At 65.4% G+C, this 22,301-nt stretch carries 24 protein-coding genes; 9 read left to right on the top strand and 15 right to left on the bottom strand.

Annotation, left to right across the window (positions count from 1 at the left end):
• The first annotated feature begins 36 nt into the window (after nucleotides 1-36).
• The 6 genes from CEW87_RS07505 to CEW87_RS07480 all read left to right on the top strand — a co-directional run bounded on the left by CEW87_RS07505 (nucleotide 37) and on the right by CEW87_RS07480 (nucleotide 6,361).
• Nucleotides 37-1,242, top strand: coding sequence for a beta-ketoacyl-[acyl-carrier-protein] synthase family protein (locus tag CEW87_RS07505; RefSeq protein ID WP_108972121.1), 1,206 nt, complete (start codon nucleotides 37-39; stop codon nucleotides 1,240-1,242).
• Nucleotides 1,239-2,036 carry a beta-ketoacyl synthase chain length factor gene (locus tag CEW87_RS07500; protein ID WP_108972120.1) on the top strand — a complete coding sequence of 266 codons (798 nt, stop codon included), beginning with the start codon at nucleotides 1,239-1,241 and terminating at the stop codon, nucleotides 2,034-2,036. Before CEW87_RS07505 ends, CEW87_RS07500 begins: the two co-directional genes overlap by 4 nt.
• Entirely contained in the window at nucleotides 2,033-2,494 is a 462-nt protein-coding gene (locus tag CEW87_RS07495; RefSeq protein ID WP_108972119.1) for a hydroxymyristoyl-ACP dehydratase, read from the top strand. The genes CEW87_RS07500 and CEW87_RS07495 overlap by 4 nt, the downstream gene beginning before the upstream one ends.
• Before the next feature lie 16 nt (nucleotides 2,495-2,510).
• On the top strand, nucleotides 2,511-3,233 hold the full coding sequence (gene fabG / locus CEW87_RS07490) for a 3-oxoacyl-ACP reductase FabG (RefSeq protein ID WP_108972118.1): 723 nt from the start codon (nucleotides 2,511-2,513) through the stop codon (nucleotides 3,231-3,233).
• A gap of 7 nt (nucleotides 3,234-3,240) precedes the next feature.
• Nucleotides 3,241-4,545 carry a cation:proton antiporter gene (locus CEW87_RS07485; protein WP_108972117.1) on the top strand — a complete coding sequence of 435 codons (1,305 nt, stop codon included), beginning with the start codon at nucleotides 3,241-3,243 and terminating at the stop codon, nucleotides 4,543-4,545.
• 94 nt (nucleotides 4,546-4,639) lie between these two features.
• Nucleotides 4,640-6,361, top strand: a complete 1,722-nt coding sequence (locus CEW87_RS07480; RefSeq protein WP_108972116.1) for a sensor domain-containing diguanylate cyclase — start codon at nucleotides 4,640-4,642, stop codon at nucleotides 6,359-6,361.
• 20 nt (nucleotides 6,362-6,381) lie between these two features.
• Here CEW87_RS07480 and CEW87_RS07475 read toward each other — a convergent pair whose 3' ends face one another.
• The 5 genes from CEW87_RS07475 to CEW87_RS07455 are packed head-to-tail and all read right to left on the bottom strand — an operon-like array spanning nucleotide 6,382 to nucleotide 11,167.
• Nucleotides 6,382-7,137, bottom strand: a complete 756-nt coding sequence (locus tag CEW87_RS07475; RefSeq protein ID WP_108972115.1) for a glycosyltransferase family 2 protein — start codon at nucleotides 7,135-7,137, stop codon at nucleotides 6,382-6,384.
• Nucleotides 7,138-7,150: 13 nt separating this feature from the next.
• Entirely contained in the window at nucleotides 7,151-7,954 is an 804-nt protein-coding gene (locus tag CEW87_RS07470; protein WP_199917142.1) for a lysophospholipid acyltransferase family protein, read from the bottom strand.
• An 8-nt stretch (nucleotides 7,955-7,962) separates the two neighbouring features.
• Nucleotides 7,963-8,805 carry a MipA/OmpV family protein gene (locus tag CEW87_RS07465; RefSeq protein WP_108972114.1) on the bottom strand — a complete coding sequence of 281 codons (843 nt, stop codon included), beginning with the start codon at nucleotides 8,803-8,805 and terminating at the stop codon, nucleotides 7,963-7,965.
• The gene (locus CEW87_RS07460; protein WP_108972113.1) at nucleotides 8,802-9,836 is read right to left on the bottom strand and encodes a hypothetical protein; all 1,035 of its coding nucleotides are present in this window, start codon (nucleotides 9,834-9,836) and stop codon (nucleotides 8,802-8,804) included. The genes CEW87_RS07465 and CEW87_RS07460 overlap by 4 nt, the downstream gene beginning before the upstream one ends.
• Nucleotides 9,833-11,167 (bottom strand): NAD(P)/FAD-dependent oxidoreductase, encoded by a 1,335-nt coding sequence (locus tag CEW87_RS07455; protein WP_108972112.1) that lies wholly within the window; start codon nucleotides 11,165-11,167, stop codon nucleotides 9,833-9,835. Before CEW87_RS07455 ends, CEW87_RS07460 begins: the two co-directional genes overlap by 4 nt.
• 295 nt (nucleotides 11,168-11,462) lie before the next feature.
• Between CEW87_RS07455 and CEW87_RS22375 the strand changes: the two genes are divergently transcribed.
• From CEW87_RS22375 to alr, 3 genes are all read left to right on the top strand, one after another.
• Nucleotides 11,463-11,615 (top strand): hypothetical protein, encoded by a 153-nt coding sequence (locus tag CEW87_RS22375; RefSeq protein WP_159098111.1) that lies wholly within the window; start codon nucleotides 11,463-11,465, stop codon nucleotides 11,613-11,615.
• 42 nt (nucleotides 11,616-11,657) lie between these two features.
• A complete protein-coding gene (locus CEW87_RS07450) occupies nucleotides 11,658-13,148 on the top strand; it encodes a methyl-accepting chemotaxis protein (protein WP_108972111.1) in 1,491 nt (496 codons plus the stop codon).
• A gap of 84 nt (nucleotides 13,149-13,232) precedes the next feature.
• On the top strand, nucleotides 13,233-14,294 hold the full coding sequence (gene alr, locus CEW87_RS07445) for an alanine racemase (RefSeq protein ID WP_108972110.1): 1,062 nt from the start codon (nucleotides 13,233-13,235) through the stop codon (nucleotides 14,292-14,294).
• 90 nt (nucleotides 14,295-14,384) lie between these two features.
• Here the strand turns inward: alr and ccmI are convergent, their stop codons facing one another.
• From ccmI to CEW87_RS07395, 10 genes are all read right to left on the bottom strand, one after another.
• Nucleotides 14,385-15,644 carry a c-type cytochrome biogenesis protein CcmI gene (ccmI, locus tag CEW87_RS07440; RefSeq protein WP_108972109.1) on the bottom strand — a complete coding sequence of 420 codons (1,260 nt, stop codon included), beginning with the start codon at nucleotides 15,642-15,644 and terminating at the stop codon, nucleotides 14,385-14,387.
• Nucleotides 15,641-16,135 carry a cytochrome c-type biogenesis protein gene (locus tag CEW87_RS07435; RefSeq protein ID WP_108977016.1) on the bottom strand — a complete coding sequence of 165 codons (495 nt, stop codon included), beginning with the start codon at nucleotides 16,133-16,135 and terminating at the stop codon, nucleotides 15,641-15,643. Before CEW87_RS07435 ends, ccmI begins: the two co-directional genes overlap by 4 nt.
• A 40-nt stretch (nucleotides 16,136-16,175) precedes the next feature.
• The gene (locus tag CEW87_RS07430) at nucleotides 16,176-16,769 is read right to left on the bottom strand and encodes a DsbE family thiol:disulfide interchange protein (protein ID WP_108972108.1); all 594 of its coding nucleotides are present in this window, start codon (nucleotides 16,767-16,769) and stop codon (nucleotides 16,176-16,178) included.
• A 9-nt stretch (nucleotides 16,770-16,778) separates the two neighbouring features.
• Complete coding sequence (locus CEW87_RS07425) at nucleotides 16,779-18,752, bottom strand: heme lyase CcmF/NrfE family subunit (protein ID WP_108972107.1); 1,974 nt, start codon at nucleotides 18,750-18,752, stop codon at nucleotides 16,779-16,781.
• Complete coding sequence (gene ccmE, locus CEW87_RS07420) at nucleotides 18,749-19,195, bottom strand: cytochrome c maturation protein CcmE (RefSeq protein WP_108950201.1); 447 nt, start codon at nucleotides 19,193-19,195, stop codon at nucleotides 18,749-18,751. Before ccmE ends, CEW87_RS07425 begins: the two co-directional genes overlap by 4 nt.
• A 1-nt stretch (nucleotide 19,196) precedes the next feature.
• Nucleotides 19,197-19,406, bottom strand: a complete 210-nt coding sequence (ccmD, locus tag CEW87_RS07415; RefSeq protein WP_108972106.1) for a heme exporter protein CcmD — start codon at nucleotides 19,404-19,406, stop codon at nucleotides 19,197-19,199.
• Nucleotides 19,406-20,170, bottom strand: a complete 765-nt coding sequence (ccmC, locus tag CEW87_RS07410; RefSeq protein WP_108977014.1) for a heme ABC transporter permease CcmC — start codon at nucleotides 20,168-20,170, stop codon at nucleotides 19,406-19,408. Before ccmC ends, ccmD begins: the two co-directional genes overlap by 1 nt.
• A gap of 39 nt (nucleotides 20,171-20,209) precedes the next feature.
• Nucleotides 20,210-20,878, bottom strand: a complete 669-nt coding sequence (gene ccmB, locus CEW87_RS07405; protein ID WP_108972105.1) for a heme exporter protein CcmB — start codon at nucleotides 20,876-20,878, stop codon at nucleotides 20,210-20,212.
• Nucleotides 20,872-21,498 (bottom strand): cytochrome c biogenesis heme-transporting ATPase CcmA, encoded by a 627-nt coding sequence (ccmA, locus tag CEW87_RS07400; protein WP_108972104.1) that lies wholly within the window; start codon nucleotides 21,496-21,498, stop codon nucleotides 20,872-20,874. The genes ccmB and ccmA overlap by 7 nt, the downstream gene beginning before the upstream one ends.
• 165 nt (nucleotides 21,499-21,663) lie before the next feature.
• Nucleotides 21,664-22,284, bottom strand: a complete 621-nt coding sequence (locus CEW87_RS07395; protein ID WP_108972103.1) for a NapC/NirT family cytochrome c — start codon at nucleotides 22,282-22,284, stop codon at nucleotides 21,664-21,666.
• Nucleotides 22,285-22,301: the final 17 nt, after the last annotated feature.

Below are 22,301 nucleotides of genomic sequence, written 5' to 3'. Positions count from 1 at the left end.
TGTTAGAATCCGTTCATATTCCACCGGATCTGCGCGTTGAAACCTCTGCTCATCTCCCGCTATACCGCCACCAGTTGCATCGGCACCGGGCTGGACGCCACCCGCGCAGCGCTGGCTGAAGGCCGGAGCGGCCTGCGCCACTGCGACTTCGAGACCATCACGCTCGACACCTGGATTGGTCGCGTACCGGATCTCGAAGCCGTGGTGATGTCGCCCGCGCTGGCCGACTACGATTGCCGCAACAACCGCCTGGCCCTGCTCGGACTGATGCAGGACGGATTCATCGACGCTGCCATAGATGCGGTGAGCCGGTATGGCGCGAAGCGGGTCGCCGTGCTGCTCGGCACCAGCACCTCCGGCATTCTCGAAACCGAGCTGGCGTACCGGCGACGCGACCCGGTCAGCGGCGCGCTGCCGCCAGAGTTCCACTACCGCGGCAGCCACAACATCTTCTCGGTTGCCGAGTTCGTGCGCCACGCCATCGGTGCCGGCGGTCCGGCCTGGGTGATCTCCACCGCCTGCTCATCGAGCGCAAAGGTGTTCGCCAGCGCAGCCCGTCTGCTCGAGCTCGGCCTGATTGACGCGGCCATCGTCGGCGGCGTCGATTCCCTTTGCCTGACAACGCTTTACGGCTTCAACTCACTCGAACTCGTCGCACCCGAGCCCTGCCGCCCCTTTGACCCCGCACGCAGCGGGATCTCGATTGGCGAGGCCGCCGCCTTTGCCCTGCTCGAGCGTGCGCCGGCCCGCCCTGCTGACGATGCACTCCTGCTCAGCGGCTACGGCGAATCGAGCGATGCCCACCACATGTCATCGCCTCATCCCGACGGTCTGGGTGCGCGCATGGCCATGGAGCAGGCACTCTCGCGCGCCGGGCTTGAAGCCGCGGACATCGACTACATCAACCTGCATGGCACTGGCACGCCAAGCAACGACAGCGCCGAAGGGGCTGCCGTGCGCCAGCTGTTCGGCACGACCACGCCGGCCAGCTCGACCAAGGGCGCCACCGGACATACGCTGGGCGCCGCAGGTGGACTGGAGGCGGTGTTCTGCGCGCTGGCGCTGAGCGACGGGCTGATCCCCGGCAGCCCCGGCACCCGCAGCCTGGACCCGGACATCGACATCGACTACCGGCAGACGCCGCGACAGGCAACGCTACGCCATGTGCTGTCGAACTCCCTCGGTTTCGGCGGCACCAATTGCAGCCTCATCCTGTCGCGTGCGGGCGGAAGAACATCATGAGTACCCAGCCACTATCCGCAAGCATCCGCGGCGTCGGCCTCATCGGCCCCGGCTTCGACAGCTGGCCCGAAGCCCGCGCCGTGCTCGCCGGCAACGCGCCCTGGGCAGCTGCCGCCACCCGCGTCCCCAGCCCCGGCGTGCTGCCACCGGCCGAGCGCCGCCGTGTCGGTGCCGTGGTCAAGCTGGCGCTGTGCGCGGGCATCGAGGCCGCCAATGCCGCAGGCGCAGACGCTTCGAAACTGGCTACGGTGTTCGCATCGGCCGGCGGCGACGGTGCAAACTGCCATGCCATCTGCGAAGCGCTGGCGAGCGACGACCGCCGGATCTCGCCGACTCGCTTCCACAATTCGGTGAATAACGCCGCCTCCGGTTACTGGGGCATCGCCACCGGCGCCATGGCAACTTCGACCATCATCTCGTCCTACGACGGCAGTCTGGCCGCCGGGCTGATCGAAGCCCTCGCGCTGGCGCACGAACTTGCGCAGCCGGTGCTGCTGCTGGTGTACGACCACCCTTACCCGGAACCGCTGGCGGCGGCACGTCAGGTCAGCGACGCCTTTGCCATGGCCTTGCTCCTCGACCCGAACGGCGAGGACTCCCCGCGCCTGCAGCTCGGCGACTTCAGCACCGCGGCGGCAGACACGATGACCGACGCCGCGATGGACGCGGTGCGCAGCGGCATCCCCGCCGCTCGCGGCCTGCCCCTGCTCGCGCTGCTGGCACAGGGCCGCAGCGGCTCCGTCGTCATCGACTATCTCGACGATCTGCGCCTCGAGCTGAGCCTGTCCGCGTGAGCGCCGCCCTGCCCGATCGCGACTGGATCGCCGCACACATTCCGCACCACGGCCAGATGTGTCTGCTCGACACCGTCGAAGCCTGGGATGCAGCGCATATCCGCTGCAGCAGTGCCACCCACCGCGCCGCCGACAATCCGCTGCGCAGCGGCGGCCGCCTTGGCGCGCTCAACGCCATCGAGTACGCCGCCCAGGCCATGGCCGTGCATGGCGCACTGCTGGCAGATGCGGCGAGCGCGGCAACGCCCCCGAGCCCCGGTTTTCTGGGCAGCGCGCGCGGCGTGAACTGCCTGGTCGAGCGCCTCGACAACATCGAGGCCCCGCTCTCCATCTGCGCAGAACGCCTGTCGGCCGACGCGCGCACGCTGCTGTATGCCTTCACCGTCTCCGCTGCCGAACGCCTGCTGGTGCAGGGACGGGTCGCGGTGGTGCTCGGCCGCACGCCTTCTTCTTCCTGACCCCGGATACCCGATCATGACCCTTCGCGCACTCGTCAGTGGCGGCAGTGGCGGCATCGGCCGCGCAATCTGCCAGCGCCTCGCAGCCGACGGCTACGCCGTGCTCGTTCACGCCAACCGCAGGCTCGACGCCGCCGAGGACGTTGCCGCCGCCATCCGCAATGCAGGCGGACAGGCCCAGGCCGTCGCCTTCGATCTCACCGATGCGGCAGCCACCTCGACAGCGCTCGAGAAGCTGGTTGCCGAAGGGCCGATCCAGGTCGTGGTGAACAATGCCGGCATCCATGACGATGCGGTGTTTCCCGGCATGTCGGCGCAGCAGTGGCATCGCGTCATCGACGTCAGCCTCAACGGATTTTTCAACCTCACCCAGCCGCTGACCATGCCAATGATCCGCACCCGCTGGGGACGCATCATCAACATCACCTCGATCGCCGGGCTCACCGGCAATCGCGGCCAGGTCAATTACGCCGCGGCCAAGGGGGCGCTGCACGCCGCCACCAAGTCGCTGGCGCTGGAGCTGGCCAGCCGCGGCATCACCGTCAACGCTGTGGCCCCCGGCATTATCGATACCGCGATGAGCGAAGCCGCCTTCGATGCCGAGGCCATCGGCCGCCTGGTGCCGATGAAACGCGCAGGGCGCGCGGACGAGGTAGCTGATCTGGTGGGGTTTCTGGCCTCGAAACAGGCCGGCTACATTACCGGCCAGGTCATTTCGATCAACGGCGGCATGATCTGAACGCCCCATGAGCACCGCCGCCACTGCAATGAACGCCGCCGGCGTGCACAAGACCGAAGCACTGCTGTTCTTCACCCTGATGCAGTTGGCGGTCATTATCCTGGTGGCACGCGCAGGCGGCGAGATTGCGCTGCGGCTGGGGCAATCGTCCGTGGTCGGCGAAATCGTCACCGGCATCCTGCTCGGCCCGTCGCTGTTCGGCTGGCTCGCGCCCGGGCTGTTCAAGCTCGTGTTCCTCAGCGCTCCTCCCGAGCCGATGCAGATCCTGTCCCAGATCGGTCTGCTGCTGCTGATGTTCCAGATCGGGCTCGAGTTCGATTTCAGCCACCTCACCGAGCGCAAGCACCGCCATACGGTGGCATGGGTCGCCAGCGCCGGGCTGACGCTGCCCTTTGCCCTCGGTTTCGCCCTCGGCTGGCTGGCCACGCCGCTGCAACCCGCTGGCGCCGACCCCCTGGTGTCCGGGCTGTTCGTGGCCACCGCGTTCTCGATCACCGCGCTGCCCATTCTTGGTCGCATCATGATCGAGTTCCAGCTCACCCGCAGCCCGCTCGGGGTGATCGCGATCAGCGCAGCCGCGATCAACGACGTGGTGGGCTGGCTGCTGCTGGCACTCGTCTCCACCCTCGCTGCCGCCCAGCTCGATGCGCTCGACTTCCTGACCCGCATCGTGCTGGTATTCGTCTTCTTCGGCCTGAGCTGGTTCGTGCTGCGCCCGCTGGTCAAGCGCCTGGTGCAACGCGCCCGCCCCGGTCGCGGCCGGCTGCCGCCCAATCTGATGGGGTTCCTGCTGGCGCTGATCTTTGGCGCCGGCATGTGCACCTATCAGCTGGGCATCTTTGCCATCTTCGGCGGCTTCCTGATGGGCGTGATCCTGCACGACGAACATGGGCTGCGCGAGGCCTGGAATACGCGCGTCGGTCACTTCGTGAGCGTCTTCTTCCTGCCGGTCTTCTTCACCTATACCGGTCTGCGCACCGATATCGGCAGCCTCGACAGCCTTGCGGACTGGGGCTGGTGTGCGCTGGTGATCGCGCTCGCCACGCTCGGGAAGTTCGGCGGCTCCTACCTTGCGGCCCGCCGCTGCGGACTTGGTCACGGCCAGGCCGGCATTCTCGGCATTATGATGAACACCCGGGCGCTGATGGAGCTGGTGGTCATCAACGTCGGCTACGATCTCGGCGTGATCTCGCAGGCAATGTTCACCATGCTGGTAATCATGGCCATCTTCAGCACCATCCTGACCACCCCGTGCCTGCGCATCTGGCTCCCGGCGATCGGTCATCCATTGCCGCCGAGGGCGCGCGAATGAGCATGTCCGGGCTGTACCCGCCGTTTCACCGCCACATCCTTACGTGCTACCTTGACCCGCTCACCTCAAGGGACTCCAGCAGCCCTTCCGCCAAATGAACCTGAAGCCCCGCTTCCTGATCCTCGCCGCAGCCATCATCCTGATCGCCTCCGGTGCGAGCTGGTTTGCATTTCAGCGGATTGCCGAAGGCATCATCGAGCAATGGGGCGTGCGTCTGGTCGAAACCCAGGTGCGATACGACTCCGCCCGGCTCCTGCAGCCGCTGATCCGGGAAATCGCGCTTTCCCGGCAGATGGCACACTCGCAACTCATCCGGCGCTGGGCGAAGCACCCCGACAATCCTGCCTACATGCAGGAAGCGATCGCGGAAATGGAGACCTTCCGCCGCAACTTCCAGGACGGCAGCTACTTTGCCGCGCTGCGCGCATCGGGCGCCTACTATCACAACAACGCCCAGAACGACTACGCCGGTCGGCAGCTGCGCTATTTCCTGAATCCCACGACGCCATCGGACAGCTGGTTTTACGAGATCATCCGCCAGGGCCGCGAATTCCATCTCAACGTGAACAAGGACGAATCCCTGGGGATGACCAAGCTCTGGGTCGACGTCCTGATCCGCGACGGCGACGAGACGCTTGGCGTGGTCGGCACCGGACTCGATCTCGACCGCTTCATCCGCGACATCGTCCAGCTCGCCCAACCCGGAATCACCACCCTGTTCGTCGACCACAATGGTGCCATCCAGCTGCATCGCGACCTGCGCTACATCGACTACGCCAGTATCGTCAAAGCCGAAGGTGAAAAGATCACCATCGATCGCCTGCTCAGCGACGGGCAGGATCGCACATTCATCCGCGCCGCGATGCGCGAGCTTGCCGGGGCCGGCCCGGAACGCGAACACGACACCCGGGTGATCAGCCGCTTCGTCACCTTCGAAGGCAAGCGCTACCTCGCGGGCGTGGCCTATCTGCCGGAGCTCGACTGGTACGAAGTCACCATGCTCGACCTCGATGTGCTGATGCCGCTGCACAGCTTCGCCAGCGTGCTGGTCATCTTTGCCGCGACCTTGCTGGTGGCGCTGCTGCTGTTCAACTACATCCTCAGCCGCTGGGTGCTGAACCCGGTAGCGGCCCTCGAAAATGCAATGCTGCGGGTACGGGACGGCGATCTCAATCCGCTCGCGCTGCCACCCGCAAGAGGCGAGATCGGTCGTCTCACCGGGCATTTCAGCGCAATGGCCGAATCCGTGCGCAGCCACACGCAGGAACTTGAGCACCGCGTGGCCGAGCGCACCGAAGAGCTGCACCGACTGGCCAGTGTGGACCCGCTGACCGGGCTGCTGAACCGCCGTGGCTTCACCGAACGTATCAACGCCGAGGTCAAACGCGCCGAACGCGAGCAAGGCCGCTTCGGCCTGATCTGGATAGACATCGACGAGTTCAAGCAGATCAACGATTTCCTCGGACACTCGGCCGGAGACGAGGCGCTGCTTGCAGTCGGCCGCCTGATCAACGCCAGCATCCGTCCCTACGACTGCGCGGCGCGCTGGGGCGGGGACGAGTTCCTGATCCTGCTGTCACCTTGCGATCACGACACCCTTGCACGCTTGGGCGAGCGCATCCGCAACAGCATCGAAACCGGCATCCAGCTCGCCGAAGAGACCTCCATCACCGTCAGTATCGGTGCCTGTGTCGCGGCGCCCGGCGACCCGATCGAGCGCATTCTGCAGCGCGCGGACAAGGCGCTCTACACGGCCAAGGCCGAAGGCAGAAACCGGATGAAGATTGCGAACGAATCCAGGGCAAAAACTGCCTGAGGCGGCGGGCAGACTGCGACTCAGGCGCGCAAGCGACGCCACAGCAGCAACGGCAGGCGGAGCAGGAAACCAAGCAGCAGCCGGCTGTGCATCCAGGTGAGCAAGGTGTTGTCGCGCAGGTAGTTGAAGTGCGACACCCCGCCCTCATCCGCATTGAAATACTTCACCGGCGCATCGATGTTGATCGGCTTCACGCCACGCCAGGCCAGGCGCACGACCGCCTCGGGATCGAAATCGAAGCGGCGCATCCAGCGCTGCCCCTGCATCAGCGCACGCAGCGGCGCCACCGGATAGACGCGAAAGCCGTAGAGCGAATCGCCAATGCCCACCCACAGGGTTTCCAGGTTGGCCCAGGCATTCGAGACCTTGCGCCCGCGTACACGCAGAAGCGGTGCGCTGGCATCGAACACCGGGCGCCCGAGGACCATGCATTCGGGTGCGCCCGCGGACGCGGCCATGAAGCGCGGAATCAGGCCGGCAGGATGCTGGCCGTCGGAGTCCATGGTGAGCACATGGGTGATGCCCTGCCGCGCCGCCTCGTCCAGCCCGTACAGCACGGCTGCACCCTTGCCGCCATTCTCGGGCAGCACGAAGACCTTCAGCCCCTCGTCCGCCGCCGCCATCGCCTGCAGCTGCACGTCGGTGCCATCGGTGCTGCCGTCCACCACCACCCACACCGGGGCCCACTGCGCGCGCGCCTCGCGTACGGTGTCGATCACCTTGGGGCCGGGGTTGTAGCTCGGAATCAACACCGCATGGGTGGGGGAGGACGTCATGGGCGAGACCGGATCAGTGGGATTGCGCCGCGCTCGGGCGCGCGGTGGCGAACTGCGGCGGCACGAAGCGTGCGTGCGCGAGCTCCTCGGCGAAGTACGCTTCGAGCTCGCGGCAAAAGGTCGTGGCATTGGCAGGCGGGTCGAAACGTCGGCCGAGCCGCACCCGGTAGTGAATCGGCATCGGCGGGCGCCGGAACAAGGGCCAGCCCTTGGACAGATAATCCGAGTCGGTCTCGATGATGATGGTCTGCACCGGCACCTTCGCACGTCGCGCGATCAGGGCCACACTGGGCGTGATCTCGTTGACCGGTGCGCGCACCGTGCGCGTCCCCTCGGGAAACATCAGCAACTGCCCGCCCCCGGCAAGTGCCTCACAGGCGGCATACACCATCTGCAGGGGCCGTCCGTTCGGGATGTAACGCGCAAGCCGTGCGCCACCGCCAAGAAAGAGATTCTTCATCAGGGAAGCCTTCATGATGCACGCCACATTGGGCAGGCGTGCGATCACCATCACCGCATCGAGCAGGCAGGGGTGGTTCGGCGCCAGAATCATCGGCCCCTGATCCTTCAGCGCATCCAGTTCGCTGATGTCGAAACGGCAGGCACCGAGCGCGCCGAGCAGAAAGAGATAGATCCGGAACACACTGGTGATCGCGCGCCGCCCCAGCCTGCTCGCCCCACCGTCGGGCATGAAGGGATGCAGGATGGCGGCCACCAGCGACCATCCCAGACACAGCACGCCAAGCGCGAACAGCCCGAAATAGAGACAGAAATACTCATAGAGTGCCGGAAACCGGCGGGGGCTTGATGCACTCACGGCGTGGCTCAGTCTTCCACCACGACTTTGCGCGAGGACTCACCGATCACCCAGGCAATGGCCACGCCGGCGGCCCAGGCGTGATCGCGCTGAACCAGCGGGCTGTCGGCAAAAGCGGCGCCGCGCAGGGTGTCGTAGCGCAGAAAGCTGCCCACCCAGAAACGGTCGAAGCGCTTCGACAGCGCGGTGATGAACTGGGCGCCCGAGTAGCCGCCCGAGGCCTCGTAAGCCGGCCGGTCGGGCAGCGCGAACTCCGGCTTCACATCGTAGAAGTAACGGTGCTGACGGGCATTGGCGTAGATCGGCCCGGCCATCATGCCGAGGTTCCAGCCCGAGTCGCCGAAGGGGTCGATGTCGAGGTTGATGAAGGGGGTGAAGGTCACGCCCACATGCTTGACCGGGCCCTTCACGGTATAGGCGGCACGCACCGGCAGGCGCAGGTCGATGCGCGCATTGTGCCAGTCGGTACGCCACAGGTTGAACTCGAGCGAGGGCCCGATCTCCACCGTCGGCTTGAGGTCGGGCATGCCACGGCGGGCACTGTTGCCGTCGCTGTCCACCGGGAGCGAGGCCGACATGCTCAGATTGAGCTGCACCCGGTCACTGTCGAAGAAGATGCTGCGAATGCCGTCACGGTCGGCCTTGAAGAACTCGCCCCGATACACGAAATACGGCACTGCGAGCCCGTGCACCCGCTGCCGGTCTGAGCCCCGGTAGTCGGGAAACGACACCGCGCCCACGCCCAGACCCAGCTCCCACAGCGGCTTTTCCTCGCCGGCATGCGCCGGCAGCGCCGCCCCTGCGGCAAGCAGCGCGCCAAATGCAAACGATGACAGTGCGTTCGGTTTCATGAACGAGCTCCTTGAGTCGGATGTCCGCCGCTGGCTTCGATTTCGACGAGCAGGTCGGTGCGACAGACATCGGCCTGAACGTAGCACACCTGTGTTTCATCCCCGATCACGCGCCGCACTTCGGCACGGATGGTCTCCAGATCCGCGGGGTCGCGCACGTAGCCCAGGCACGCCAGATCCTCACGCGCCGGGCTCAGCAGCGGGGCGACTCGCGCCGCCTCCGCCAGCACGGTATCGATATTCACCAGCGTCTCGCGTGTCTGCGCCGCCACGTCGCCATGGTGCAGGGTCTGATGGCCGACGATACTCGCCGTACCCGAAATGAACAGCACGTCCTGCACCATGCTGCTGCTGACCGCCGCGCGCGAGAAGGTCGGGCTGCGCGGGCCATAGGTCTCGGGGTAATGATAGGCGCTGACCTGGCGCGGGTTTTCGACCGCCAGCAGGGCGCGCCGCACGGCAAAGAAGCCGATCTCGAGCGCGCCGTGGCGCACCCCGAGCGCGCTGGCCGCAGGCACCCGTCCGGTCAGCGCGCGGCCGCAGGCGGCAAAGGCATCCTGCCTGCCGATGTTGAACTTGCGATAGCGCTCGACCCCGTTCTCGATCTCGTTGATCCGCGGCAGGTAGTTCCACACCCGCAGCAAGCCGGGAAACCCGGCGTGCGCCAGCGCGGCAAAGACCTCACGGTAGGCGAACTCCGCTGCCTGCTGCAAGGCACTCGTCGACGGCGTATCGACAAATGTCGACTCATCGACCGAGATCACGCCGTACATCAACTCATCGTCGTGACGATAGGCCACCTGTCCGTGGCGGCCGGCAGCGAGGGCGTGATCGGACAGCCACACGGCCCGCCACGGGTTCGCCGGCACCAGGGTGGGCGAGCAGACCCGCAGACACGGAAACGCGTCGCCGTCAGCACAGTCCTCACCAAAGCGGATCTCGCCAAAAACACGTGCGGGGTCGATGCCGGGTGGCAGCGGGGCATCGACATCCAGCGGTGACAGCAACTGCAACTTCGAACCGCCGCTCATCCGCGCACCGCCATCTCGCCGTCTTCCACCGGCAGGATGTCGCGCTTGCGCTTGCGCCCGGCCGCCAGCGTGCGCGGCAGATGGCGCAGGGCCGACAGGTAATAGATCGTCTTGAACGCCAGCAGCGAGGGCCAGATCGGCGTCTTGCCGTAGATGTCACCCGCCAGCAGGGAGAGCAGCGCTTCCTTCATGCGCAGCAGGTTGCGCGGGCCCATGAACAGGTCACGCATGGTCGGACTGGTCATGCGGTAAATGAACCACGAGAAGGCCTTCGGCCCATGACGGACGAGCTTGTCGAAACGCGCCATGGCCGCCTTGGTGCGATCGGGCTGGCGCAGGCAGGTATCGACCGCATCGGCGCCGAAGAAGGCGCCCTGCATGGCCAGCATCACGCCTGAGGAGAACACCGGGTCGATGAAAGCATAGGCATCGCCAAGCAGAATGTAGTGCGGCCCGTGCGTGTGATCGGTGGTGTAGGAGAAATTGCCGGTCGCCTCCGTCGGCGAAATCCGGCTCGCGCCCTGCATGCGCTCGACCAGGGCCGGCGACAGCGCGATCGTGTCGGCCAGGAAGTCGTCCAGCGCGCGGCCGGCGCGTTGCTTCATGTAGTAAGGCCAGGTTACCGCGCCGATGCTGGTTGCACCGTCGGCCAGCGGGATCACCCAGAACCAGCCGTGCTCGAACCAGTAGATGGAGATGTTCCCCGCGGCGTCGCCGTCGTGACGCCGGACGCCGGCGAAGTGCGCGTAGATCGCCGAGCTGTTGTGCAGCGGGTTGCGATGCTTGGCACGCATGCGATTGGCGATGAAGGTGTCGCGGCCGGAGGCGTCGATCACGAAGCGCGCCGACCAGCGCTCGCGGCGACCGTCCTCATGCTCGGCACTGACGGTGGCGCCGTCCGCATGAAAGCTGAGGTCCTTCACCCGACAGCCCTCGATCACCTCGGCGCCCTTGGCAGCCGCATTGCGAATCAGGATGTGGTCGAATTCGGCGCGCCGCACCTGATAGGCATAGGGCATGGATTTGTCCCATGCCTCACCGAAATTGAAACGCTGTTGCTCGGCATGCTGAGGCGAAACAAACTCGGCCGAGTACTTCCGGATCCCGATCGCGCGCATCTCGTCGGCCACGCCGAGTTTCTCGAACAGGGGCAGATTGGCCGGGAGCAGGGACTCGCCGATATGGAAACGCGGGTGGTGCGCTTTCTCGAGAACGGTGACACGATGCCCTTTCCCGGCCAGCAGCGCCGCCGCGGTCGAGCCCGCCGGCCCGCCGCCGATGACGAGTACATCACACGCCCGCGCGGAGGACGGAAGTTCATTTGTATTCACGACAGAATCACCATCTGGTACGGAGTTGCGGGCGCCGCGCGATTGTGTGGAAGGTCGGCGCACCTGCTTCAAGCAGCGGACTATACCGTAGCCGTATCTTCAGCGGAATTGCGCCAGCTCAAACAGGCTCCCGAAACAGCCGAAAGCGCCTTGCCCCAGGCTCCATTGCATTCGCATACACGTCAGTCCCGAATACCGCATCGACAAAATTTTTGGTGATTTGTCCTAGACAAAAAGTCATACTCTGCCTCTCTTCATTCGACGTGCCTGCATACACCGAAAGGAATACACGGCCATGGACCTGAACCAGAGCAAGCTCAACAAGGGAAAGCGCCTGCCTGCCGCCTGGGCATGGTGCATTCTCGCAGCCTGGCTGGCCTACAGCGCAGCGCTGCTGGGGGCGTCGATGATGGACGCTCCGCCGGGTACGGCATGCTTCACGCGATGAGTCGAAAGCGTTTCCACCCTGCTTCCCCACCGGATCACGACGATGACGACTGATGACCTTCTGAGCTCCTACCGGATTCACGCGGACCGCGTCATGCTGGTCACGCTCGCTGCGCTGCTGCTGATCACCCTCGGGGTGGCGGGTGCCACCGGTACGTGGTCGATCGCGCTCGCGGTCGGACTGCCCGCACTCGCCATTCCGGCGCTGATACATCGACTCGGACCCGGTACGCTCGTCAGCCGGATCGCCGTCGCCTGTGCCCTGATGGTGTTCTCAGCACTGGCCATTCAGCAGACGCAAGGCCTCACCGAGGTGCATTTCAGCATCTTCGCGCTGCTTGCCTTCCTGCTTTACTACCGTGACTGGCGTCCCATCCTCGCCGCTGCGCTGCTGATCGCGGTTCATCACCTGAGCTTCAATTACCTTCAGGCCCTCAACTGGGGGGTCTATGTATTCGAGGGATCGACCGGACTGGGCCGCGTCGTGCTTCATGCCGCCTTTGTGGTCGTCGAGGCAGGCATGCTGATGTACATGGCGGTCAGCCTGCAGCGCGAAGCCGTCGAATCGGCCCGGGTTGCGGAACTGGCAACGCGGATCGGCGAAGGCGACCTGCGTGCCGGTGCTGCCACCCAGACCGCTGACGGCCTGCTCGGACTTGTGGCGAAGATGCGCTCCGAACTCGGCAGCACGCTCACACAGGTCGAACGCGAGGCGAGCGCGGTGGCGGGAAGCGCCCGCTCGCTCGACCGCCAGTCCGGCGTGGTCGCGGAACTGATGCAGCGCCAGCGGCAAGCCACGTTCGGCATGTCGACCCAGATCGAAGGCCTCACCGGCGCGATCTCGACGCTGTCGAACGAGGCCGAGTCGGCCCGGCAACTCGCCGCCCACTCGGGCGAGGCAGCGCGTGCCGGTGCCCGCGTCGTCAATGCCACGCTCGACGAGATCGGCAGCATCGCCGCCACCATCCGGGATTCGGCGAGCAACGTCGAACAACTGGGAAAGCAGTCCGAGCGCGTGGCCGAGGTGGTCGGGCTGATCAAGGACATCGCAGGGCAGACGAACCTGCTCGCGCTCAACGCTGCGATCGAGGCCGCACGTGCGGGCGAGCAGGGCCGGGGATTCGCGGTTGTTGCCGACGAGGTGCGCAAGCTCGCAGAGCGCACCTCAGCCGCCACCGAAGAGATCTCCGCCATGATCGACGACATCCGCGACAGTCGCAGCGCGGCGCTCGGCAGTATCGAGGACGCGGTGACCCGGGTCGGAAACGGCACACGGCTTGCCGCCGAAGCGGAAGGCTCGATTGCCGAGATCACCGACGAGGCGGGCAAGGTCGAACGCGTCGTCGAGGCCATCGCCCGCTCGCTGCTTGATCAACGGGAGGGCGCCGGCGCCATTGCACTTTCGGTGGAGGCCATCGCCAACATGGCACAGGACAGTGCCGGTTCGGCGAGCAAGGTCGCCGAGGAAGTCGGCGGGCTGGAGCGCTCGGCGGCGGCGCTGACACAGGCGGTGCAGCGGTTCCGCCTGTCCTGACCGGTAGGGGGCGATGTGGCAGCCGGATTGCAGTCACCTCCGATCTGGCGCACCATTTCGCTTTTTCCCAGATAGCTCCTGTCCATGCGTCCCGCCCGTGCCCTGATTGACCTCGAAGCCCTTCGTCACAACTACCGGCTTGCACGATCACGACATGGCGGACGGGCCTTCGCCGTGGTCAAGGCCAATGCCTATGGGCATGGCGCAGTCCAATGCGCACATGCGCTGGCCGCCGAGGCAGACGGTTTTGCCGTCGCCTTTCTGGACGAGGCGCTGCAACTGCGTGCAGCCGGCATCACCCATCCGATTCTGCTCCTCGAAGGCGTTTTCGACGCTTCCGAACTCGACGAGGTCGTGCGTCACGAACTGTGGACGGTCGTGCACCACGACCTGCAGATCGAGATGATCGCGTCCCGGGACCTGGCCGCACCGCTGCACGTCTGGCTCAAGGTCAACTCCGGCATGAACCGCGCCGGCTTCCTGCCCGACGGGGTCCGCAGGGCCTGGCAACGCCTGAACGACACGGGCAAGGTCTCCGACATCGCGCTGATGACGCACTTCGCGCGGGCGGACGAGCCCGATGTCATCACCACGGCGGAGCAGATCGCCGCATTCGACGCTGGCACCCGCGACCTGCCCGGGCTGCGCAGCCTGGCCAACTCCAGTGCCATCCTCGGATGGCCGGACGCGCACCGTGACTGGGGCCGCCCCGGCATCCTGCTCTATGGCGCCGATCCGATGCCAGAGGAAAACCACGGGTTGCTTCCGGTGATGACGCTGGAGAGCCAGATCATGGCGGTGCGCGACATTCCCGCGGGCGCAGCGCTGGGCTACGGCGGCCGCTTCGTCGCCGAGGTGCCGACACGTGTCGGCCTGGTGGCCATGGGTTACGCCGATGGCTATCCACGCAGCGCGCCCGAAGGGACGCCGGTGGCAGTGGATGGAAAGCTCACCCGCCTGATCGGCCGGGTCTCGATGGACATGATGACGGTGGATCTGACCGACCTGCCCGACGCAGGCATTGGCAGCCGGGTCGAGCTCTGGGGCCGTCAGATATCGATCAACCGCATCGCGGCGGGTGTCGGCACGATTTCCTACGAATTGCTGTGCAACGTGAAGCGGGTCCGCTTCGAATACCTCGGCTAAACGCCGGGGCTGGACCCCAAGCGCGGCGCATGCCGTCGCGCCACCCGCACAGCAACAACCCCAGGCCTGAGCCCGGGGCTGCCCCTCTTCTTACTCGCGCACCTTCTCGATGGTCAGCGCCACGCCGCTGGCGTCGGCTGACAGGCCGTCGATCCGTCCTTCGAGATCGCCCGGCTTGGCCATCACGTCGCCCGATTTGGACACCCGTACCGCCAGCGCCAGCTTTTCAGGCAGGGGGGCATTGCCCGACATGCGGGGAACACCGTCGAAAGTGAAGTCGAGCGGCAGTTCGCTGCCCTTGAAGCGCAGCGCGGCAATCGGCGGACCACCCGCGCCGCCACGCACGAACACGAACACCGTGTCGTCCGCCAGCACCTGATCGCGCAGCGCGGGGGCAACATCGAGCCGGCCGGCAATCTTCAGTACGCTGTCCGCAGCGCCCTCACCGTTCGCCACAGCCTGTACAGGCGGCATCTGCTGCCCAGCCGAGGCGGCCAGCGCCGGCATTCCTGCCCTCCCGCGCGCGTCGTTGATGCTGTCACGCAACTGGCCTTCGATCTCCTGCCCGGGCGGCACCCGCGACAGAATGCGCTCCCACAGTGTTGCTGCAGCCGCGAAGTCGCCCCGTTGATAGGCGGCGGTACCGGCGAGCGCGAGCGACTTGACGTGATTGGGGTCGATCTCGAGCGCACGCGCGACCAGTGCCTCCGCCTCGCCGACGATGCTGCCGTTCTTGGTTGCAACGACATCGGCCCAGTCGGCAACCACATCGGCATTGTCCGGAATCAGCTCTGCGAGTCGTGCGTAGGCCTTCGACGCTTCAGGGTAGTCCTCCAGCACCAGCCAGGAGCGGGCGAGCATCGCCCAGCCTTCGACGTTGTCGGGCTCCTTCTCCAGACGGGCCTCGAGCGTGCCGACCATCTCCCTGATCTGTTCGGGCGAGAAGGTCTGCTGCCCGGCGACCTTCTGCGGGTCGAGCGCGTCCGGCGTGCCGACCGAGAGATAGATCATCGCCGCCATCACCGGCACACCGAGTCCCACCAGCACCGCCCACACGCGGGCGGGGCGGGCGCTGGCGCCGGGCGCCATGACCTTGCCCTCGTCCAGCGCACGGCGTTCGAGTTCATCGCGGCTGCGCGCATAGGTAGCGTCGTCGACTCCGCCTGCAGCCCGTTCGGCATCAAGATCAGCGAGCTGCTCACGCAGCACCAGCATGGCCGTCGCGGCCTGCTCGGCATCGGCCGCAGCCGGCGTAACGGAAGCGTCACGACCGCGCCCGAGCAATGGCGGGACGACCATGAGCAAGGCGCCGGCCACCAACAGGCCGGCGACAATCAGGAAGGTGATCACGAACGGGGCTCCTCGGCAGACGGGATGTCTGCGGTTACGGGCGTATCGCCCGCAAGCAGTGCGCGGGCACGATCGCGCTCCGCGGTGGAAAGGTGTTCCTGAGCGGCAGCTTCGGCCTGACGCCGGCGCAGACGCAACGCAAGCCAGCCCGCGCCGCCGATCAGCAGCGCAGCGGGGCCACCCCACAGCAGCATCGTGCTGGCCTTGAACGGCGGCTCGTAGAGCACGAAGTCACCGTAGCGCTCGACCAGGTAGTCGATCACGTCATCCTTGCTCTTGCCGCTTTCGAGCTGCTCACGCACCTGATTGCGCAAATCGATCGCCAGGGGCGCGTTCGATTCGGCAATCGACTGGTTCTGGCACACAAGGCAGCGCAGCTTGTGAGAGAGCTCCAGGACTTCATCCTCGAGCGCCTGATTGGCCACCACCGGCGTGGCAGTGCCTGGCTCGGCGGCATGAACCATTGCGCCGCTGCCAAACGCACACACCATGAGCAGGGCCCCGACAAGGCGCCGCCCCGATACAAAACGCTCAGCCTGCACGCTGCAACTCCTCGATCTTGGGCATCAGCACGTTTTTCAGATTCTCAGGCGTGACCGGCCCGATCTGCTTGAAGCGGATGCGGCCCTGTTGGTCGATGAGGAAGGTTTCAGGCACGCCATAGACGCCGAAATCGATCCCCACCCTGCCGTCGATATCCATCACCGACAACTGATAGGGATTCCCGTGACGGCTCAGCCAGCCACGCGCGCGCTCGATCGCCTGCCCGGTCTCGACCTCGAGCGCCATGCCGCGGGCGTCGATTTCGCCATCGCCACGCACTTCCTTGTAGTTGAGGCCGACGATGGGCACCACGCCGCGGCGGGAAAGCTCGACCAGCACCGGGTGCTCCTGACGACAGGCCACACACCACGATGCCCATACGTTGAGCAACCACACCTGGCCCTTCATCTCGTCGAGACCAAAGGTCTGCTCGGGCTGATCAAGGCGTGCGAGCCGGAACGCCGGCGCCGGCTTGTCGATCAGCGGCGACGGCACTTCACGTGGGTTGAGGGTAAGGCCGAAGCCGAGAAATCCGATCAACAGCAGAAACAGAAACAGGGGAACAAGGAACTTGGCTTTCATGAATGCTTCTCAAATGGCTTGCTGCGCAGCACCCTTGGGGGCGCTGCGTTCGGCCAGACGGCGGTAACGACGATCTGCAGCGGCAAAAATGCCGCCGAGTGCCATCAGGATGCAGCCCGCCCAGATCCAGCTGATGAAGGGCTTGCGGTGCAGACTCACGATCCAGTCACCCTCCGGCAACTGCTCGCCGAGCGAGGCATAGATATCGCGGAAGGGGCCGATATTGAGGGAGGCTTCGGTCATCGGCATGCCCATGGCGCGATACACGCGTTTCTCCGGCGTCAGCAGGTCTACGAGCTTCCCGTCCTTGCTCAGCTCGATCGTTGCCCGCGAGGCGTCGTAGTTGGGTCCGGCAATGCGCTCCACGCCCTTGAAGTTGAAGCTGTAACCGGCAAAATCGGCACGATCCCCCTCCTTCATGCGCAAGTCGAGATTGGCATCGATGCTGCTGACAAGTGTCACGCCAATGATGAAGATGCCAATGCCGAAGTGTGCAGTCCACATGCCCCACCATGCAGCGGGGATGGTGGAAAGACGACTCGACATCGTTGCACCCGCACGCTCACGCAGACGACTGGCAAGCAACTGGAAGCTCGCCAGCACGACCCATGCCGCAAGGGTGAGCCCAAGCATCGTGCGCCAGGTCGGATGACCGATCGCGAATGCCCCGCCCACGCCAATGAGGATGCTGGCAACGCCGGCCGGGGCCAGACGCCTTGCAACCGCATCCACTTTGTCGTTCTTCCAGCGCAGGAAGGGCGCGAACATCATCAGCACCACGACCGGCGTCATCAGCGGCACGAAAACCGCCTCAAAGTACGGCGGGCCGACCGAGATCTTGCCCATGTTGAGCGCATCGAGGAAAAGCGGATACAGCGTACCCAGCAGCACCGATGCCGACACCACCGCCAACAGCACGTTATTGCCCAGCAGCGTGGTTTCGCGCGAAACGAGGCCGAAGCTGCCGCCACCGGTAAGACGCGGCGCACGCCACGCGTACAGCAGCAGCGACACCCCGATCACCAGCACCAGCAGACCGAGAATGAACATGCCACGCGCAGGATCGGTGGCGAAGGCGTGCACGCTGGTGATCACACCGGAGCGCACGAGGAAGGTACCGAGCAGCGACAGCGAAAATGCGCCGATGGCCAGCAACACCGTCCAGCTGCGGAACGCACCGCGCTTTTCAGTCACCGCGAGCGAATGAATCAGCGCGGTTCCCAGCAACCATGGCATGAACGAGGCGTTTTCCACCGGATCCCAGAACCACCAGCCGCCCCAGCCCAGTTCGTAATACGCCCAGGCCGAACCCACCATGATGCCGGCGGTGAGGAAGACCCAGGCGGCAATCGTCCATGGCCGCGACCAGCGCGCCCATGCCGCATCCAGGCGTCCGGTCAGCAGTGCCGCAATGGCGAACGCGAACGCGACGGAAAATCCGACATAGCCCATGTACAGCAGCGGCGGGTGAATGATCATGCCCGGATCCTGCAGCAGCGGATTCAGGTCACGCCCCTCCGCCGCACCCGGCAGCAGGCGGTCGAAGGGGTTGGACGTCACCAGCATGAAGGCGATGAAGCCGACGCTGACACAGCCCAGCACACCGATGACCCGCGCCAGAAACGGCTGTGGCACGCTGCGCGAAAACACGCTGACCGCCACCGTCCATAGCGACAGCGACATCGCCCACAGCAACAGCGAGCCCTCATGGTTGCCCCACACGCCGGTGATCTTGTACATCAGCGGCGTATCGCTGTTCGAGTTGACCGCAGCCAGTCGAACCGAGAAATCGCTGTTGATGAAAGCCCAGGTCAGGCAGGCAAAGGCAAACACCACGAAGACGAACTGCCCCTGCGCCGCAGGCCGGGCAACGGCCATCATGGACGGATTGTTGCGCGACGCGCCAACGAGCGGCACAACGGCCTGCACCAGCGCGAGGACCAGCGCCATGACAAGGGCAAAGTGACCGAGTTCGGGGATCATTGGCTCACCGTCGCGGCGGTTTTCTGTGCCTCTTCAACCGCGTGCGCGGCTTCGGGCGGCATGTAGTTCTCGTCGTGCTTGGCCAGCACTTCGGTGGCGCGGAACTGACCGTCCGCGCCGAGCGAGCCCTGGATCACGGCACCCTTGCCTTCCTTGAACAGGTCGGGGAGCGTGCCCTTGTAGGTGACCGGGATCACCTTGGCGGTATCGGTAATGGCAAAGCGGACGGTGAGCCCGTCGGCTTCGCGCTGCAGCGATCCGTCCTCGACCAGGCCGCCAATGCGGAAGGTCTTGCCGGTGGGCGCCTTGCCCTCCATGACGTCGGTCGGCGTGTGAAAGAACACCAGGTTCTGCTGAAAAGCGGACAACACCAGCGCCACGGCTGCAACGAGCAGCGCCACGCCACCACCGACCAGCATCATGCGTTTGCTACGGGGTTTCATATCAAGACTCCATGCGGGCGCCAGCGCGCCCCGATCCATCTTTGCCCACCGCGCGGCGCCAGCGCAACAGCCGCTTCACGGTCTCCTTCCGACGCTGCAACACCAATACAAGTTCCAGCCCGATCACGGCAAATGTCACGCCATAGCTGCCCCAGACGAAAAAGCCTGCGCCACCCATGTCCCAGAATGCAGACCACGACTCCCACTGCATCACTTGCCCCCTCCTTCACGGTCGAGCATCGCGCCCACCCATTCGGTGTGGCGCTCGCGCTCCAGAATCATCGGCCGCACCCGCCACAGGGTCACCGCCAGGGTGTAGGCCCAGGAGGCAAACGCCAGCACCAGCATGCCGGCCAGCATGGTGGTGGCCATCGACGGCGCCTTGGTCAGGCTGACCGAGGCGCCCTGATGCAGGGTGTTCCACCATTTAACCGAAAAGTAGATGACTGGGACGTTAACAGCCCCGACCAGCGCGATGATGGCGCCAGCACGATCGCCGCGGCGCGGGTCCTCAATGGCACGGGTCAGCGCGATGAAACCGAAGTAGAGGAACAGCAGCAGCAGCTGCGAGGTCAGGCGCGCATCCCACACCCAGTAGGCACCCCAGGTCGGCCGCCCCCACAAGGCACCGGTCCACAAGGCCACGAAACAGAACATCGCGCCGGTCGGCGCCAGCGCCTGACTCATGACGAAAGACAGCCGGGTGTTCATCACCAGCCCCACGGCGGACCAGAAAGCCATCACCAGGTAGATGAACATCGACATCCATGCCGCCGGCACGTGGATGAAGATGACGCGATACACGTTACCCTGGGTCGCATCGACCGGCGCCACGAAAAACGCCAGCCACAATCCCACCAGCGTAAGCACGGCGGCGATCGCCGCAAACCAGGGCGCCAAACGCCCGGCCAGAGGATAGAAATTCTGGGGAGCGGCAAAACGGAGCAGGCTGGGACCACGCGGACTTGAGTTCATGCGAGTGTCTTGGTCGTTTGGGCCAGAGGCCATGTCAGATCATTCAGTCGAAATGCGCAAGGATGCAGCGCACGCCAGCGGTGCCAGAGCGAGGGCCCCGGCAAGCCCGCCGCCGAGCAGCAGCAGATGCGCCACAGCGCCCGTACCGGAAGCCTCGGCCTCCACCGCACCGGCACCGAAAATCAGCACCGGCACGAACAGCGGCAGGATCAGCAGTGCCAGCAACATGCCGCCACCCCGAACACCCAGTGTCAGCGCTGCACCGACCGCGCCCAGCAAGGCGAGGATCGGCGTACCCAGCGCCAAACTTAAGACCAGCACCGGCAAGGCGCCTTGCTCAAGGTCAAGTAACAGCGCCAGGCCGGGTGCCACCACCACGACGGGCAGACCGGTGGTGAGCCAGAACGCCAGCACCTTCGCCAGCACCCACAGCACCGCCGGCTCACTGGACAGAAGCAATTGCTCCAAAGTTCCGTCTGCGTAGTCCTGCGCAAACAGGCGGTGCAGCGACAGCAGGCAGGCGAGCAAGGCAGCCACCCACAGCACACCCGGTGCAATCGCCCGCAACAGGTTGGGCTCGGCGCCGACGCCAAACGGGAAGAGGCACACCACGATGACGAAGAAGGCCAGCGTCACCATGACGTCGGCCCGGCCCCGCCAGGCCAGCAACAGGTCGCGGCGCAGAACGGCAAAAAAGGTGCTCAGCACGCAAACGCCCCGACATCGAGCACTTTTGGCGGCACCGCAAACGGTGCGTCCTGGTGCGTCGTAAGCATCACCATGCCGCCGGACGTGCAATGATCCGACAGCGTGCCCGCCAGGTCCTCGACGGCACCCACATCCAGCGCGGTAAACGGTTCGTCCAGCACCCACAGGGGCCGCCGTCCCGACAGAAACAGGCGTGCCAGCCCCACCCTGCGGCGCTGTCCCTGGGAAAGCACCCGCGCAGGCAGATCGAGCTGGTTGGCAAGGCCGATGCGCACCAGCGCCTGCATGCAGGTTTCGGCGTCGGCATCGTCGCCCGAGGCCGCAATTGCGAACTGCAGGTTCTCAAGCGGGGTGAGCATGTCGTTGAGTGCAGGCGCATGACCAAGGTAGAGCAGGTCGCGATGAAATGCCTCGCGGTCGCGGCCGATGGCCGTCCCCTTCCAGCGCACTTCTCCCGCCTCGGCCAGCGCGAGCCCGGAGACGAGACGCAACAGGCTGGTCTTGCCCACCCCGTTAGGGCCGGCAATCCGCAGCAGCTCACCCGCCGCCAGGCGCAGGGCGAGGCCACGAAACAGCAGGCGGTCGCCTTTCAGGCAGGCAAGATTGTCGGCTTCGAGCATGGGGACGGATTGAACCACAGCACGGCGCTGGCTGAAACGTTTTCTGCTTATAAACCCGCTCACACGACAAAATTGCCGCGTTTCGGGACGCCTTGAACGCCTCCGGCCCGGCACGACAGTCGTCGACTGCGTGCCGGGCCGGAGGCTGCTGACGAAGGGTAGGTCTTATTCAGCCTTCGGTGCCGTGGGGTGGAAGACCTCGGGGGCGACTCCGCCATGATCGGCGCCGATGCTCTGATCCACTGCAGGCAGGGAGTGGGCAATGCCCTTGTGGCAGTCGATGCAGGTCTTGCCCTCGGCCAGCCCGGCCTGGTGCATCTGGTTGGAGCGCCGGCCCTGAACCGAGTAATCGAAGTACTCGTAGTTATGGCAGTTACGGCATTCCTGCGAGTTGTTGGCCTTCATCCGCCGCCACTCGTTCTGTGCCAGACGCAGCCGCTCGTCCTGGAACTTCTCGCGGGTATTGATCGTACCCATGATCTTTCCATAGACCTCCCTTGACGCCTTGATCTTGCGGATCATCTTCGGCCCCCACTCCTTGGGCACATGGCAGTCCGGGCAGGTCGCACGCACGCCGGTGCGGTTCTGGTAGTGGATCGTGTTGCGATACTCCTGAAACACGTTGTCCTCCATCTCGTGGCACGAAATGCAGAACTTCTCCGTGTTGGTCATTTCCAAGGCCCAGTTGAAGCCGCCCCAGAACACGATGCCGGCAGCAAAGAGCAGCACGATGGCGCCCCAGCCGGCGTTACGCAGCCTCTGCCGCATTCCCTTTTTTTCAGTCATGTCTATCCCCGGTCAGA

Source organism: Parazoarcus communis, assembly GCF_003111665.1.
GTDB lineage: Bacteria > Pseudomonadota > Gammaproteobacteria > Burkholderiales > Rhodocyclaceae > Parazoarcus > Parazoarcus communis_B.
This window is presented reverse-complemented; position numbering and strand designations above follow the sequence as displayed.

What these genes read in the sequence shown, in the direction of transcription:
- ccmE (WP_108950201.1), bottom strand. Translation starts at nt 19,195, where the DNA reads ATGAAACCCCGTAGCAAACGCATGATGCTGGTCGGTGGTGGCGTGGCG.
- ccmC (WP_108977014.1), bottom strand. Translation starts at nt 20,170, where the DNA reads ATGAACTCAAGTCCGCGTGGTCCCAGCCTGCTCCGTTTTGCCGCTCCC.
- ccmD (WP_108972106.1), bottom strand. Translation starts at nt 19,406, where the DNA reads ATGCAGTGGGAGTCGTGGTCTGCATTCTGGGACATGGGTGGCGCAGGC.
- CEW87_RS07450 (WP_108972111.1), top strand. Translation starts at nt 11,658, where the DNA reads ATGACGACTGATGACCTTCTGAGCTCCTACCGGATTCACGCGGACCGC.
- CEW87_RS07395 (WP_108972103.1), bottom strand. Translation starts at nt 22,284, where the DNA reads ATGACTGAAAAAAAGGGAATGCGGCAGAGGCTGCGTAACGCCGGCTGG.
- ccmA (WP_108972104.1), bottom strand. Translation starts at nt 21,498, where the DNA reads ATGCTCGAAGCCGACAATCTTGCCTGCCTGAAAGGCGACCGCCTGCTG.
- CEW87_RS07460 (WP_108972113.1), bottom strand. Translation starts at nt 9,836, where the DNA reads ATGAGCGGCGGTTCGAAGTTGCAGTTGCTGTCACCGCTGGATGTCGAT.
- CEW87_RS07425 (WP_108972107.1), bottom strand. Translation starts at nt 18,752, where the DNA reads ATGATCCCCGAACTCGGTCACTTTGCCCTTGTCATGGCGCTGGTCCTC.
- CEW87_RS07465 (WP_108972114.1), bottom strand. Translation starts at nt 8,805, where the DNA reads ATGAAACCGAACGCACTGTCATCGTTTGCATTTGGCGCGCTGCTTGCC.
- CEW87_RS07480 (WP_108972116.1), top strand. Translation starts at nt 4,640, where the DNA reads ATGAACCTGAAGCCCCGCTTCCTGATCCTCGCCGCAGCCATCATCCTG.
- CEW87_RS07430 (WP_108972108.1), bottom strand. Translation starts at nt 16,769, where the DNA reads ATGAAAGCCAAGTTCCTTGTTCCCCTGTTTCTGTTTCTGCTGTTGATC.
- alr (WP_108972110.1), top strand. Translation starts at nt 13,233, where the DNA reads ATGCGTCCCGCCCGTGCCCTGATTGACCTCGAAGCCCTTCGTCACAAC.
- CEW87_RS22375 (WP_159098111.1), top strand. Translation starts at nt 11,463, where the DNA reads ATGGACCTGAACCAGAGCAAGCTCAACAAGGGAAAGCGCCTGCCTGCC.
- CEW87_RS07500 (WP_108972120.1), top strand. Translation starts at nt 1,239, where the DNA reads ATGAGTACCCAGCCACTATCCGCAAGCATCCGCGGCGTCGGCCTCATC.
- fabG (WP_108972118.1), top strand. Translation starts at nt 2,511, where the DNA reads ATGACCCTTCGCGCACTCGTCAGTGGCGGCAGTGGCGGCATCGGCCGC.
- CEW87_RS07475 (WP_108972115.1), bottom strand. Translation starts at nt 7,137, where the DNA reads ATGACGTCCTCCCCCACCCATGCGGTGTTGATTCCGAGCTACAACCCC.
- CEW87_RS07485 (WP_108972117.1), top strand. Translation starts at nt 3,241, where the DNA reads ATGAGCACCGCCGCCACTGCAATGAACGCCGCCGGCGTGCACAAGACC.
- CEW87_RS07435 (WP_108977016.1), bottom strand. Translation starts at nt 16,135, where the DNA reads ATGGTGTGTGCGTTTGGCAGCGGCGCAATGGTTCATGCCGCCGAGCCA.